This window comes from Microcoleus sp. LAD1_D5 (genome assembly GCF_036702115.1).
Taxonomy (GTDB): domain Bacteria; phylum Cyanobacteriota; class Cyanobacteriia; order Cyanobacteriales; family Microcoleaceae; genus Microcoleus.
In genome coordinates, this window is sequence record NZ_JAUBSA010000023.1 from 1 (window position 1) to 14,730 (window position 14,730).

The following is a 14,730-nucleotide window of genomic DNA, read 5'->3' on the forward strand; positions in this document are numbered from 1 at the left end:
AAAGCCCTTCAAGTGGACTTATAAGGGTAAAGTATTAGCGGTTTAGTGGGTATTCTATTTTCGCCGAGCTGTACTAGGGACATCTCGCAGCACTACCGAACCCGCACCAATCCGAACATCATTGCCAATTTGAATATTGCCTAAAACCTTAGCACCGGCTCCTACCACTACATTTTCTCCCAGCGTGGGATGCCGTTTTCCTATTTCTTTACCCGTGCCGCCAATGGTCGCTCCTTGATAAATGACAGCATAATCTCCAACGATCGCAGTTTCGCCAATTACCACCCCCATGCCGTGGTCGATAAACACGCCCCTACCAATTTTCGCTCCTGGGTGGATCTCAATACCTGTTAAAAAGCGGCTCAGTTGGGAAATCAAGCGCGGTACAAACGGAAGGCCAGCGGAAGAAAGCCAGTGTGCTATCCGGTGCAAAAAAAGTGCTTGCAGTCCGGGATAGCAAAATAATACTTCTAGCCAGTTGCGCGCCGCAGGGTCACGTTCGTAAATAATTTGCAAGTCAGTGAACATATTTAATCTCGCCCTGTTTTGGTTATACAGTATCGGCAGTGCCGACGGTTTAAGCTGCATAAAGCAGTATTGATTGTGGCATTCTTACCTATAATACTATAATCCGACCGAATTACAGTAGTTAATGAGAAAAAAATTTTCCTTCCCCAGCCCTTTCTAAGCGGCCTCGGATATTTTCCGCGAAACAAACGGTACAGCTTGTCTGACTTCTTGCCGCAGCGGAATCTCGATCGAGAATTCCGTCCCCAATCCCGGTGTCGAATCGCAGCGCAGCGTACCTTTGTGCTTTTCTACGATAATTTTATAGCTGATTGACAGTCCCAATCCTGTCCCTTTTCCCACAGGTTTAGTCGTAAAGAACGGGTCAAACAGCCGTTTTTTGACATTTTCTGCCATACCGGGGCCGTTGTCAGATATCCGCACAATTATTTTATCGGGGATGGAATATTCTGTGGTTATTGCGATCGCGATCGGATTGGCTTTCGCTGCTTTGGGCCCGCGATCGAGGTTGTAACTCTCAAGGGCGTCGATCGCATTAGCCAGAATATTCATAAACACCTGATTTAATTGTCCGGCATAGCACTCTACTAAAGGTAAATGGCTGTAGTTTTTAACAATCTCGATCGCGGGGCGATCGCCTGTAGCTTTCAGGCGACTTTGCAGAATTAGCAGAGTGCTGTCAATGCCTTCATGGATGTTGACAGGTTTCATTTCGCTTTCATCTAAGCGAGAGAAATTCCGCAAAGATTGGACTATTTGAATAATGCGATCTGCTCCTATTTTCATCGAGGACAGCAGTTGGGGCAAATCTTTGCTGAGAAAGTCCAAGTCAATATTTTTTAAATAGTCTGAAATTTCCGAGGGAGGGGATAAATAGTTTTTTTGGTAAAGTTTTACCAACTCGAACAGATCCCTAGTATATTCGCTGGCGTGGTGAATGTTGCCGTAAATAAAACTAATAGGATTGTTAACTTCGTGGGCGACACCAGCAACTAATAAACCCAAACTAGACATTTTTTCCTGCTGAATCAGTTGACTTTGAGTTTGCTGCAACTCTTGCAACGTTTGCTCTAGCTGTCGAGATTTAGCCGTGCGTTCTGCTGCGATTTTTTCAATTCTATCGGTATAATTCCACAAGCTCATTAGATAAAGTGTCGCGGCCAAACTTAAGATTGTCCCCAAAATTAAGACAGTCAAAGAACGCCAAAATGTTAGAGGATTAATGTACTCTGGCGTTAGTCGCAGTTGCAGCAACCACCTGCGATTTTCAATATTGAGAATGCGGGTGCAACTGCTGCCGTCGGGGCAGTAAGCTCTTTCCCCCATAGCGAGTTTATTTTTGATATTTTCGTCGGTAATTATCCTTTTGGTCTTGGCTTCATAAAACGCAAGAAACCTTTCTGCTTCAGGAGCCATAGCATCTTGAAGATACACGTTAACAAAGTTGAGTTGACTTTCCTGCAAAGCCGATTTGATAAGAGCATCAATGAGCAAAACTCCGAGAGTAAAGCCTTTAAGCTTTTGTGGTTGCTTAGTAGGCAAATTGGGCTGCAATGCTGCGGTATCACCAGAATAAATTTGACTAAAAATTGGCATAAAGACGAAGATGCTGGCTTGATTTTGCGATGGCAATTTTTGGCGGTCAGTGGCAGTAATTTCTTGTCTTTTTGTGGCTTTTTCTAATGCTACCTGATTGGCAGTCCAATCTAAATCTATTTCCTCTGTCAGGAATTGCGGAGAGTCAGAAACGCTGGGCAGCCAAGCGATCGCCTTCAGGCTCGGATGGCGGTAGAGGGCAGAACCCACAAATGTCTTAATTTCAGGTTTTTTAACGCCGTCAAATACGCTGTAAAATGCTCCCGCAGCCCGAATGATTTCTAAATTGCCGCTAACATCTCTCTGAATGTCTGTAGCTATTTTGTCCAGCCGGTCTTGCAGTTCGGCTTGCATGGATTTGTATTCCCAATTGTACGCAACTGAAGAGGCGATCGCAGAAAGTCCCAATCCTGCACAAAGTGTTAATCCTGCCTGGATGTAACGGCGATAAGCAAGTAAAGTGCTAGTTGCTAAATTCAAGAATTTGTTAGCATTCATATTCTTCGCTGACCTTTTTTTATGGTTCCCACTCAAAATTTCAGGAGGAAGCTTTTTCCTCTTCCCAGGCCGAGCCTGGGAATGAATTTCAGGAGGCTCTGCCTCCGGTTTGGAGGCACGAGACAGCATTACCAGGCACGAGCCTGGTAACGATGTGGGAGCAGTGTTTTGTAGAAGCGCCCGGATAGTATTTTGAGTAAGATGCCGTCGCTGATTTAAATTGAATAAGCAGGGAAAGTCACCGCGTGTTTGGGCTTGACGTAAACCTGCTGATCTCGCGTTAACTTTAGAGAATCGAAGCGCTCGCGACTGACGTAAGCTGTTACTACCTGCTCGGATTCTAACAGTAACTCGGTTTGTATTTCCCGCCCTAAATGAATGATGCGACTGACTTTTGCTAATGAAAAACCAGACTCCGGCTTAGTTTTAATTTCCACGTCGTGGGGGCGCAAAAACAGTACGTCCGAATGAGCGGCTCCATTATTGCGAGCCGTTGTGGCGTTGCTGGCGAACAAACCCGCAGCATTCGACAGCACATTGACCGGCCCAATAAAACTCATCACAAAAGCTGATGCTGGTTTGTCGTAAATTTCAGCAGGAGTGCCAACTTGTTCGACTCTACCTTTGTTCATCACCACAATTTCATCGGCTACTTCCATAGCTTCTTCTTGGTCATGAGTCACAAAAACTGTGGTGATGTTTACTTCTTTGTGAAGGTTGTGCAGCCACGATCGCAATTCTTTGCGGACTTTAGCATCTAATGCTCCAAAAGGTTCGTCTAGCAGCAGCACTTTTGGTTGAACTGCTAGAGCTCTTGCCAAAGCCACCCGCTGCCGCTGGCCCCCGGAAAGTTGCGAAGGATAGCGATCGCCCAAACCTGTCAACTGCACTAAATCCAAAAGTTCATCAACCCGCCTGCTAATCGAGCCTTTAGGAACTTTGCGAATTTCCATCGCAAAGGCAATATTTTTTTTAATAGTCATGTGTTTGAACAAAGCGTAGTGCTGAAACACAAAACCGATATGCCTCTCCTGCACCGACTGATGAGTAGCATCTTCACCGATCAGGTAAATCTGACCGCTGTCCGGCGGTTCTAGCCCCGCGATCATCCTCAGCAGAGTCGATTTCCCGGAACCCGAAGGCCCCAACAGCGCGACTAAAGATCCCCTTTTAATTTCCAAATTCACGTTGTCAATTGCGTGGAAGGAGCCGAAGTGTTTCGATACGTTCTGAACTGTAATGCTCATGAGTTTATTTACCTATTTTAGGAGTTAACAAACCAAACTCCGCTTAGCTGACCGATTTACAGTAGTATATCTTGAAAATAATATTTTGCAACACCTGTAACTTTTTGTATTGTATTTCGAGGCCCTCCTGATGGGGACTGCGCTTCAAAGTTGAGGCTGGCGGGCCCGAAGAGTTAACCCGTAAGCGTTTCGAGATGTAGCGGTAAATGCGATCGTCCCAGAGTAAGCGATGCTGAAATTATGCAGAAACCCGGTTTAATGGACGAAGAATACTGCATCAAAACCTTTAAAACCTTTAATCCCCGTAAAAAACCCGGTTTCTTTGCTGTCGCTGTATATTTTACGGCTGCCGACAATTCCCCGACTCCCGGCGATATTGAAGATTTCACGTAGGAAGTGCTCAATCTGAAGTGCGATCGCACACAATTTAGATCACAATAGTTAATTCAGAAGCCCGCCAGCTTCACCTTTGAGAAACTCACAGAATAGTAAATTCTAACCAGAACACCACTATGGGAAAACCAACAGGCTTTATCGAATTCTTGCGCGAATTGCCCTCCGAACTCTCACCAGTCGAGAGAGTCCACAACTGGGACGAATTTCACCTACCGATGGATGAGGACAAACTCCGCACCCAAGGCGCGCGCTGCATGGATTGCGGCATCCCGTTTTGCCACACGGGCACAATTATCAGCGGCATGGCAAGCGGCTGCCCGATTAACAACCTCATCCCCGAATGGAACGACCTAGTATATCGGGGACTGTGGAAAGAAGCCCTAGACAGACTCCACAAAACGAACAACTTCCCCGAATTCACCGGCCGCGTCTGTCCCGCCCCCTGCGAAGGCGCTTGCGTACTCGGCATCAACAATCCGCCGGTGACGATTAAAAACATCGAAGCCGCAATTATCGACAAAGGCTGGGATGAAGGCTGGATTACCGCCGAACCACCCGCCAAACGCACCGGCAAAAAAATTGCCGTCATCGGTTCCGGGCCCGCAGGTTTGTCCGCTGCCGCGCAACTAAATAAAGCCGGTCATTGGGTAACTGTATACGAAAGAGCCGATCGACCAGGCGGCCTGCTAATGTATGGCATCCCCAACATGAAGCTAGACAAAGAACAAGTCGTGATGCGCCGCCTCAAAGTCCTTGAAGATGAAGGCGTGACATTCGTCTGCAACACCGAAGTCGGAAAAGACCTACCAGCAGAACAACTGCTAAAAGAATACGACTCCGTTGTTCTCTGTACCGGCGCCACCAAACCCCGCGACTTAGGCATCCCCGGCCGGGAATTAAAAAACATCCACTTCGCAATGGACTTTTTGACTGCGAACACCAAAGCAGTTTTAGACAAGAGCACCAACGATAACTTCATCTCCGCCGAAGGCAAAGATATCGTGATCATCGGCGGTGGCGACACCGGCACCGACTGCGTGGGCACCTCCATTCGCCACGGCTGCAAAAGCCTGGTACAGCTAGAAATCCTGCCCAAACCGCCCTCGGAACGCGCCGCCAACAATCCCTGGCCCGAATGGCCAAAAGTCTACCGCCTCGACTACGGGCAAGAAGAAGCCGCAGCCAAATTCGGCGACGACCCCCGCGGCTATCTCACCACGGCGACAAAGTTCGAGGGCGACGAAAACGGCAATGTTAAAGCTGTGCACACAGTTGAGGTGGAGTGGGCGAAAAACGAGAAAGGGCAGTTCATTCCGAAACACATCCCGGGCACGGAAAAAGTGTTGCCGGCACAGCTTGTGTTGCTAGCGATGGGCTTCCTCGGCCCGGAACAGCCCTTGCTGGATGCGCTGGGATTGGAACGGGACGCCCGCAGCAACGTGAAAGCCGAACACGAAAAATATACAACCAGCATTCCGGGAGTTTTCGCGGCTGGTGACTGTCGCCGGGGACAGAGTTTGGTGGTTTGGGCAATTAACGAAGGGCGCGGCGTGGCCCGGGAGTGCGACCTTTATCTGATGGGGAGCACTGATTTGCCTTAGTTTGCAGGATTTACAGTAGGGACACAGCGCCGTGCCCAAGGCGTGTCAACTTAAGCTTTTCGTCCGCCAGTCCTGCCGCCTACCCGGCAGTCCGCCAGGGAATGAATTCCCTGTCTAATAGTGAAAGTCCTCTGAAGAGGACTAATCAGTTTACAAGTCTTTTTCTCAGTCCTCTTAAGAGGACTTTCGCTTTGAGGCAGGGGTTGAAACCCCTGCCGGAGTGCGGGTTTAACGCCCTTATTGACAGGATCGAGGACACGGCAGTGCCGTTTCCCTACCGTTGAATCTGTACTTCACTCGGCTGAAAACTGGTATATTACCCATTAGTTTGTAGTAAGGACTTCAGTCCTTTCTTTTCTCAGGACTAAAGTGCTGACTGCGAACCTATTTTGCTAAAATACAAGTACATAAACAACTTAACTTTGATACATTATTCAGGTTTTGTGCAATAAATCTACTAAATTAAAAACCTATGACTACTCATCCTATCAACCGCGCAACTACCCTCAAAACTGCTTTTAGAGTTTGTAATGTCGAACCCTTAGAAGGCGATGACCTCGATCGCTATTATGTTGATTTATCAGAGGTTCGCAAAACCGAAGCGATCGCAGGTGTCAGTAACATTTTAGACTTTCAAGAACCCGAACAGTTTACTACAATCCTGTTTACAGGGCATCGGGGCTGCGGCAAAAGCACCGAATTGAAGCGAATTCAAAAGCAGTGGGAAAAAGATTATCGCGTCATTTATCTGGAGGTGGACGAAGAAACAGATATTAATGATGTCAGTTATACTGATTTCTATTTAATCGCTATCAAGCAAGTTGAGTTTGAAATGCGGGGTCTGGGACTGAAATTAGATGCTCGCCTGATGGATAATTTTGAGGCTTGGTTTAAGGATGTTACCAAAGAAACAGAACAGACGGTGGAAAGTTCCGTAAGCATCGAAGGAGAAGCAACTTTGGGACCAGAAGCTCCCTTTTTAGCAAAGTTGTTGGTTAAGTTACTGGCACAAATCAAAGGTTCAGATAAGCAGAAAAAAACAATTCGCCAAACTTTAGAAAAAGATATTTCACGATTAAAAGCAGATATCAACTTGCTGTTAAATGATGCTGTTAAAAAATTGCGAAAGAAGTTTCCTAATTATAAAGGTTTTCTGATTATATTTGATAATTTAGACCGCGTTCCTCCAAAGGTGGCAAACCATTTATTTTTTGACTATGCTGCTCAACTTCAAGAACTGAACTGTACGATAATTTACACAGTTCCGCTTTCAGTTCTTTACTCGTCTCAAAATGCCATAAAGAATTTTGACTGTCCTCACATTGTCCCAATGGTCAATATTTATGAATTTAATCGAGATAGCTGTGACTTAAACTACAACGAAGTTAGCTTAAATGCTATGGCTAGTTTAGTCGAACGCCGGGTTGAAGTTGACAAAATCTTTGAGTCTCGCGAACAATTGCTGGAATTAGCAAAAGCCAGCGGCGGTCACGTTCGTCAACTCATGCAGATGATGCGGACGGCTTGCATAACCGCCAGCGGTCGCAGTCATGCTAAAATAATGGCTGAAGATGTTACCTATGCAGTCAAACAAGAACAGTTTAATTTTGAGCGGTTCATCCCACAAGATCATTATCCTGTTTTAGCTCAAGTTTGTTTGACGAAAAATATTAATAAAGATGAAATCAGTGAATTAATATTATTTAATCTTTCGGTTTTGGAATATAACGGCAAAAATCGATGGAACTATCCGAATCCGGTGGTGAAGCAAAATGAAGAATTCCAAAAAGCTCTTCGAGATGCCAGACAATCCAATGTTAACCCTGAATAATCGGGATTTAAAAATTGGGCAGTTTCTAGCGGTAAATCAGCAGGCCTTTACTGAACTGTTGACGTTTGTTGATTTTTCGGACAAGTTTACGATTGGGTTTGTAGAAGTTAATTTTAATGCAGAAGCTGATTGGTTAATTGAGGGTTTAAAAAATCATCCCATTTCTCAAGAAAATCAATTTGAAGTTTTGAATTTTGATGAAAATTTGCGCTTTCTCCGAGACGAAATTATAAAAATTTTACCGACAATTAAGCGAGAGGCAAATAAAGAATTAGTTTTAATTGTGCGGGGATTGGAAAAATCTATTGGCAAATTTGGCGAATATCCTCCGGTTTTACAAGACCTCAATTTTGTGCGAGATGCTTATAAAAGCAGCGTTCCGCATCCGATGCTGTTTGTTTTGCCGGACTATGCGATTACTCGTTTGGCGAAGTTTGCACCGGATTTTTGGGCGTGGAAATCGGGTGTATTTCTGTTTAAAACTACTCAAGCTACTAGAGATGAAGCCGTTGCTCGAACTCTCGATCTGGAAAAAATTTTTAGGACATTAAACCCACCGGAGAAGAAAGAAAGAATAGAACTTTTAGAGTCTTTGTTGATGGAATACAGTCCGAGCCATTCTGGTTCTGAAAAAAATCCTAGTGCTTGCAGCAACATTTTACATCAATTAGGAGTTGCTTATCTCAGTCAAGAAAAGCCAGCTAAAGCGAGAGAATATTTAGAAAAAGCATTGGAGTTGACTGTTGAAACAAAAAATTTAGCGCTGCAAGCTCAAGTATACCAGGGATTGGGAGAATCTTATCAGCAAGAGCAACAATTTTTGGCGGCAGTGAATGCCTATCAAAAATCGCTGGAAATTGCCCGCAAACAGGAAAACCGCCACGGGGAAGCTAATGCTTTATATGGTTTGGGTAATGTCTTTCAGAAGTTGCGGGATTGGTCACAAGCAAAGGTTTTTTATCAGGAATATTTAGAGATTGCACAAGCAGTAGGGAATATTTACTTGCAAGCTATTGCCTATTTACTGTTAGGATGGGTAGCAAAAGAAATGTGGAATCTGAATGAGGCTGAGTGGTATTATCAACAAATTTTAGAAAAATTCAGTGAATTGCCAGATGTTTCCTTTGTTATGATAATTAGTTTATTATTGGGAGAAATTGAGCTAAAGCGTGGCAATTGGGATGAAGCGGAGAGATTGTACCGGCAATCTTTGGAATTGATGACAAAATTGGGCGATCTCTCTGGTATGGCAACTTGTTTGGGACAATTGGGAGATATTGAGCGAAATCGCGGTAATTGGGATGAAGCTGAGAGATTGTACCGACAATGTTTGGAATTAAGGACAGAATTAGGAGATCGCTCTGGCATGGCAACTTGTTGGGGACAATTGGGAGATATTGAGCGATGGCGTGGCAATTGGGATGAAGCCGAGAGATTATACCGACAATGTTTGGAAATTATGACAGAATTAGGCGATCGCTCTGTTATGTCAAGTAGTTGGGGAGTATTGGGAGATATTGAGCTAAAGCGTGGTAATTGGGATGAAGCTGAAAGATTATACCGACAATGTTTAGAATTTAAGACAGAATTGGGAGATAGTTCTGGTATGGCCACTTGTTGGAGACAATTGGGAGATATCGAGCGAAATCGCGGCAATTGGGATGAAGCGGAGAGATTGTACCGGCAATCTTTGGAAGTTGAGAGAGGATTGGGAGATCGCTCTGGTATAGCAACTTGCTGGGAGCTATGGGGAGATATCGAGTTAAGACGTGGCAATTGGGATAAAGCGGAGATATTGTATCAGCAATCTTTGCAATTAAGGACAGAATTAGGAGATCGGTCTGGTATGGCAATTTGTTGGGGACTATTGGGAAATATAGAGAAAAATCTCGGCAATTGGGATGAAGCTGAGAAATTGTACCGACAATGTTTGGAATTTAAGACAAAATTGGGCGATCGCTCTGGTATGGCCACTTCGATCGGTTGTTTGGGAGAAATTGAGATGTTTAGGGGTAACTTGGATGCAGCAGAACCACTTTTAAAAGAGTCTTTAGCGAAGTTAGAAGAACTAGGGGAACCTAGCAAAATTGCCGAGGCAAACTACGATTTAGCACGACTTGAACGCAAACGCAACAACCCAGAGCTTGCCCAACAACATTACAACACAGCCCATCAAATCTTTCAACAATTGGGAGCCACGAAGGATTTAGAAAAAATCGAGCGAGAGTGGCACAACCCGGATGTTTAAGTAATATCAAATCCGCCCTTCATCGGAATTATCCATCTCTCTCTTCTCTTCCTCTGCGTTCTCTGCGTTCTCTGCGGTTAAATCATTCCGAGGCAACCGGAATTGATATTACGGAGGACACGGCAATGCCGTTTCCCTACCCCAAAATAATCGTAGGGGCGGTGCCCCCGTGCCCGCCCTCTCCTGTACCGGATCGCATTTCTCCACCCCCAATCAACCAAAATTCAACGGATCGACATCAATAGTTAAACTAACAGAACGCGGCGTGCGATCGCGCAATCCGATCAAATCCGACAAATCCACCGACTCATCCAAAGGCAACTTCAGCAAAATCTGCCACCGATAGCGATTTGCCACCCGCATAATCGCCGCAGGTGCAGGCCCCAACAATTCACACCCGGGTACAGACAATCGCTCAATATACTCCTGACAAACAGACGCCAATTGTACCGCCGTCACCGCCACTTCTGCCGCATCTACACTGCTCAACCGCAACAAAACCAGCCGCCCCGAAGGTGGATAATTCAGCGCCGCTCTTTCTGCTAATTCTGTTTCCACAAAACCTGCATATTCGTGCCGCCTAACTGCTTGAATAACCCGGTGTTCGGGAGTGTAAGTTTGAATAATTACCCGCCCCGGATCATCACCTCTGCCCGCACGTCCCGCGACTTGAGTTAATGTTTGAAAAGCTCGTTCGCTTGCCCGATAATCTGATAAGTTCAGCAACCCGTCAGCAGACACAACTCCCACCAATGTTACTCCAGCTAAATCTAACCCTTTCGTCAGCATTTGCGTACCCAACAAAATGTCAGCTTCCCCATTAGCAAACTGTGTTAACAATCTGCGGTGATCGCCCTTATTTCTAGTCGTATCACTGTCAAACCGAATTGCCCGCAATTCTGGAAACAATCTCGTTAATTCCTGTTCGACTCGCTGAGTGCCACTGCCAAAGTTTTTGAAGTAAGGAGAACTGCATTCCGGGCAGTTTTGGGGGTGTCGTTCGGTGTGGTTGCAGTAGTGACAGCGCAATATTTCTGCTGTTCCTTCGCCGACGTGGTGATAAGACAGGGAAACATCGCAATTCGGGCATTCCATCACATAGCCGCAACTTCGACAAGAGACAAAGGTACTGTGTCCTCTTCTGTGAATAAAGAGAATACCTTGCTGTTGTCTTGCTTGCAATTGTTCCAGCGCGTTTTGCAGGGAAGCACTGAAAATAGAGCGGTTTCCTTGCCGCAATTCTTGGCGCATATCGACTATTTCCACAGGCGGCATCGGGCGGGAATAAATGCGATCGGGCAATGATAAATAATGGATATTTGGTAACGAGTAATAATCTCGGCGCGTCCCCACCAAGGTCTCTAATGCTGGCGTTGCGGAACCTAAAATTAAGGGACAATTTTCTAATTCGGCGCGCCATTTGGCAACGGTGCGGGCATGGTAGCAGGGGGCTGGTTGGTCTTGTTTGAAGCTGCTGTCGTGTTCTTCATCGAGGATAATTAAGCCGAGGTGAGGTAATGGCGCAAAAATGGCCGATCGCGTGCCGATGACAATTTGCGGCGTTCCAGTCAGCATCTGACGCCATGTATCGTAACGTTCGCCGTCGGATAGGGCGCTGTGGTAGACGCAAATTTGCTCGCCAAAACGGGCGCGGAATCTGTCTGTAAGTTGCGGTGTGAGGCCGATTTCGGGAACGAGTACGAGGGCGGATTTGCCGCTGGCTAAGATGGGGGCGATCGCCTGCAAATACACTTCCGTTTTCCCGGAACCTGTAACGCCGTGCAGCAGCACTTGACGGAATCCCCAAAAAGAGTTAATAAACGCTAAAGCTTGAGCTTGAAAATGAGTTAAAGTTTTGGGTGCATCGGGCAATTGAGAAATTCCGCGATCGCCCCTGAGCACTTCCCTTTGATCGATAACAACGCTACCTTTTTGTTCCAAATTTTTGACAACAGAAGAACTCGCGCTGCAAATTCTCAGCAAATCGTTCAGCCACATTTCACCGCCGCCGCGCCGCAAAACTTCCAATACTTCTTGTTGCCGCTTGGTTAAATCTGTGCCAAATGCACTAGCAATTAATGTCACTGCCGGTTTGAGTTGTGGTTTCGGAGGAGTGGGAGGTTCTAAATAACTTTCTACCCAACCGCGTTTCAATAAATCTTTCAATCCCCGATAACTTCCCTTGACTTGTCGCTGGAGGTATTGCCAAGTGTAATCGCCGTTTTTTTGAGCTTGCAGCAATTGCAAAATTTGACTGGCTGCGGGATTGAGAAATGTTTCGGCATTGGGAGAAATTGCGTCCTTAATTAAGCGAATTCGGCGCACGGAACGGCTTAACAAACCGGGTGGCAAGGAGGCTCTAATTACTTGAATTAAAGGTGTGCAATAATAGGTGGCAGTGCGATCGAGCAATTCCCAGTAATTAGGCGGGAAAAAACCCGCACTGACAACATCTTCGACATCTTTAACTCGCGCCGGATCTAAGTCTGCCGGCAGTTGAGAAATGAACCGAATCGCGATCGCCCCTACCTGTTGACTGCCAAAGGGTACACTCAAAATATCCCCTGGTTGCACGGTAAGTTCCGCAGGTAAACGATAGGTAAATAACTTGTTTTCCTCCCCAGGCGAGTCCCCCGCAACCCTGAAAGGAGAGTCCACCAATACCTCGATCCACTCTGCTTGCACGGTGGGGCACTGGGGCGGTTCGCTGCTGCCGTAGGATGCCCCGGCCTCTGCCGCTATAGGGGTTGACAAACCAAAAGTGACAGTAGACATAGGGTTGCACATCAAACTAGGAGGAGCCGCGGTCAAAGGGAGTTTTCATTATCCCTCAGTTTAGCTCGATCGATCGCTCTTAGCTGCGGGAATTGGCCATCGGAATCTCGATCGCCAATTCAGTCCCTTCTCCAATTGCGGATATGCACTCCAAATTCCCGCCGTGTTTTTCCACAACAATCTGATAGCTAATTGAAAATCCCAAACCTGTCCCATAACCAACTTGTTTGGTGGTAAAAAACGGATCGAAAATTTTCGCTTTTACAGATTCATTCATTCCCAGACCATTATCTTTGATGCTAATTTTTGCCCAATTTTCCGAAATAATAGAAGTAGTAATGGTCATCTGGATAGGGTTGGCTTCTATCTCGTCCACTGAAGATTTTTGCTCTCGCGCCCGCAGGGCATCAACAGCATTATTAATGATGTTCATAAATACCTGATTTAATTGCCCCGCATAACACTCTACCTTGGGCAAAGCTCCATAGTTTTTAATAAATCTTATAGCCGAATGACCGGGCTTTTCTTTAGTTAAATGCTGCAAGATTAACAGCGTGCTGTCAAGTCCTTCGTGAATGCTAACGGGTTTCTTTTCACCTTCATCTACCCGCGCAAACTTGCGTAAAGTCAACACAATGTCGCGGATGCTCTCGGAGCAAACTTTCTCCGATTCTTGATAAATAAGCAGGGCGATCGCAAACTTATAAAGGCGGGCCCAGCGGGAAAAATTGCCCGATTCAGACAACCTTTGTACAAAACCCGCCGGCAATGCAAAGCGAAAATATTGAATGTGAGTGCGATCGACCGGGGGCGATGGGAAAAGTGCGATCGACTGGGCGCGCGAGATCCCACAAGCAATCTCTAGTAACAAGCTAATTGCTCTCTCCCAGAACGCAATCACACTATAGCATTGCTGAGAAATCTCACTTTAATGTGTCGATCGTACTCACACACCCGCACCATTTTGTGCTAAGAACTACTACTTGTGACAACATCCACACAGCAGTTTATATTTGGAGAGTAATTGATGTCAGGTAGCGAAGTTCGTGCAGACTTTTGGATGAGCGAGTACATTACCCCTTGGGATATTTACGTTCACGGCATCATCGCGGTGCTCGCTTACAAGAAAACAGCCTATCAAGAAATGTACGTGGTTCAGACCGGTACTTACGGCAAAGGCTTAGTTTTGGATGGTAAGTGGCAATCTTGTACAGGCGACGAGTTTCTGTACCACGAACCCCTGGTGCACCCAGCCATGATTTGTCACGGTTCACCCAAAAAAGTGCTCGTTCTCGGCGGCGGAGAAGGAGCTACAATTAGAGAAGTGCTGCGCTGGAAAACAGTTGAAAAAGTCGTGATGATCGACATTGACGGCGAAGTAGTAGAAGCTTGCCGCGAACACCTGCCCGAAATGCACCAAAATGCCTTTGACGACCCCCGCTGCGAAGTAGTAATCGGCGATGCTTTGGACTATTTAGATAAAACTGACAATGATTGGGATATTGTCATTTCTGACTTGTCCGATCCCATTGAAGAAGGCCCATCTTTCCAGTTGTTTACCAAGGAGTATTTTGAGAAAGTTCGCAGCGTAATGTCACCTAACGGATATTTCGTAGTGCAAGCGGGCCCCGTTTCTCCGGCAGAAATGAAAATGCACGCTCGCATTGTAAATACCCTGAAATCTGTTTTCTCCAATGTTCAATCCTGCACCAGCTTTATTTCTACTTATGGAGCTCCTTGGGGTTTTGCCGTAGCTTCTAATCAAGAAATAAATACGCGACCAGATCCCGAAGCTACTGACAAATTACTCGCCGAGAAAACAACTGGCGGGTTGCGGATGTTGGACGGGATTACACTGTTGGGGTTGATGCAAGTTCCCGGTCACTTGCGGCAGGTAATCGCCGCTGAAACCGAAGTTTACACTATGGCAGCACCGCCTAAGTTTTTCGGGAAAGGTTCGGTTGGTCAGTGAAGTTAAAGTGAAAGAGAAAACTCGTTTGGAGTAACTGA

At 46.0% G+C, this 14,730-nt stretch carries 9 protein-coding genes and 1 pseudogene; 5 read left to right on the forward strand and 5 right to left on the reverse strand.

Annotated features, from left to right (window positions below):
- Positions 1-72: 72 nt before the first annotated feature.
- The 3 genes and pseudogenes from cysE to QUA70_RS12115 form a co-directional block, all read right to left on the reverse strand.
- Positions 73-528: pseudogene (cysE, locus tag QUA70_RS12105) on the reverse strand (serine O-acetyltransferase); the annotation flags it as partial.
- 156 nt (positions 529-684) lie between these two features.
- On the reverse strand, positions 685-2,622 hold the full coding sequence (locus QUA70_RS12110) for an ATP-binding protein (protein ID WP_333347339.1): 1,938 nt from the start codon (positions 2,620-2,622) through the stop codon (positions 685-687).
- A 215-nt stretch (positions 2,623-2,837) separates the two neighbouring features.
- Entirely contained in the window at positions 2,838-3,869 is a 1,032-nt protein-coding gene (locus QUA70_RS12115) for a sulfate/molybdate ABC transporter ATP-binding protein (RefSeq protein WP_333347336.1), read from the reverse strand.
- 240 nt (positions 3,870-4,109) lie between these two features.
- Here QUA70_RS12115 and QUA70_RS12120 point away from each other — a divergent pair, with 240 nt between their 5' ends.
- From QUA70_RS12120 to QUA70_RS12135, 4 genes are all read left to right on the forward strand, one after another.
- Positions 4,110-4,262, forward strand: a complete 153-nt coding sequence (locus tag QUA70_RS12120) for a hypothetical protein (RefSeq protein ID WP_333347333.1) — start codon at positions 4,110-4,112, stop codon at positions 4,260-4,262.
- A gap of 119 nt (positions 4,263-4,381) precedes the next feature.
- On the forward strand, positions 4,382-5,866 hold the full coding sequence (gltD, locus tag QUA70_RS12125; RefSeq protein WP_333347331.1) for a glutamate synthase small subunit: 1,485 nt from the start codon (positions 4,382-4,384) through the stop codon (positions 5,864-5,866).
- Positions 5,867-6,338: 472 nt separating this feature from the next.
- The gene (locus tag QUA70_RS12130; protein ID WP_333347328.1) at positions 6,339-7,697 is read left to right on the forward strand and encodes a P-loop NTPase fold protein; all 1,359 of its coding nucleotides are present in this window, start codon (positions 6,339-6,341) and stop codon (positions 7,695-7,697) included.
- Positions 7,639-9,945 (forward strand): tetratricopeptide repeat protein, encoded by a 2,307-nt coding sequence (locus QUA70_RS12135; protein ID WP_333347326.1) that lies wholly within the window; start codon positions 7,639-7,641, stop codon positions 9,943-9,945. Before QUA70_RS12130 ends, QUA70_RS12135 begins: the two co-directional genes overlap by 59 nt.
- Positions 9,946-10,158: 213 nt before the next feature.
- Here the strand turns inward: QUA70_RS12135 and priA are convergent, their stop codons facing one another.
- Together priA and QUA70_RS12145 are read right to left on the reverse strand one after the other, a co-directional pair.
- Positions 10,159-12,720: a primosomal protein N' gene (gene priA, locus QUA70_RS12140; RefSeq protein WP_333347323.1), complete on the reverse strand. Its 2,562-nt coding sequence runs from the start codon at positions 12,718-12,720 to the stop codon at positions 10,159-10,161.
- A 79-nt stretch (positions 12,721-12,799) separates the two neighbouring features.
- On the reverse strand, positions 12,800-13,621 hold the full coding sequence (locus QUA70_RS12145) for an ATP-binding protein (protein ID WP_333347320.1): 822 nt from the start codon (positions 13,619-13,621) through the stop codon (positions 12,800-12,802).
- A 126-nt stretch (positions 13,622-13,747) separates the two neighbouring features.
- Here QUA70_RS12145 and QUA70_RS12150 point away from each other — a divergent pair, with 126 nt between their 5' ends.
- Positions 13,748-14,692 carry a fused MFS/spermidine synthase gene (locus tag QUA70_RS12150; RefSeq protein ID WP_333347317.1) on the forward strand — a complete coding sequence of 315 codons (945 nt, stop codon included), beginning with the start codon at positions 13,748-13,750 and terminating at the stop codon, positions 14,690-14,692.
- Positions 14,693-14,730: the final 38 nt, after the last annotated feature.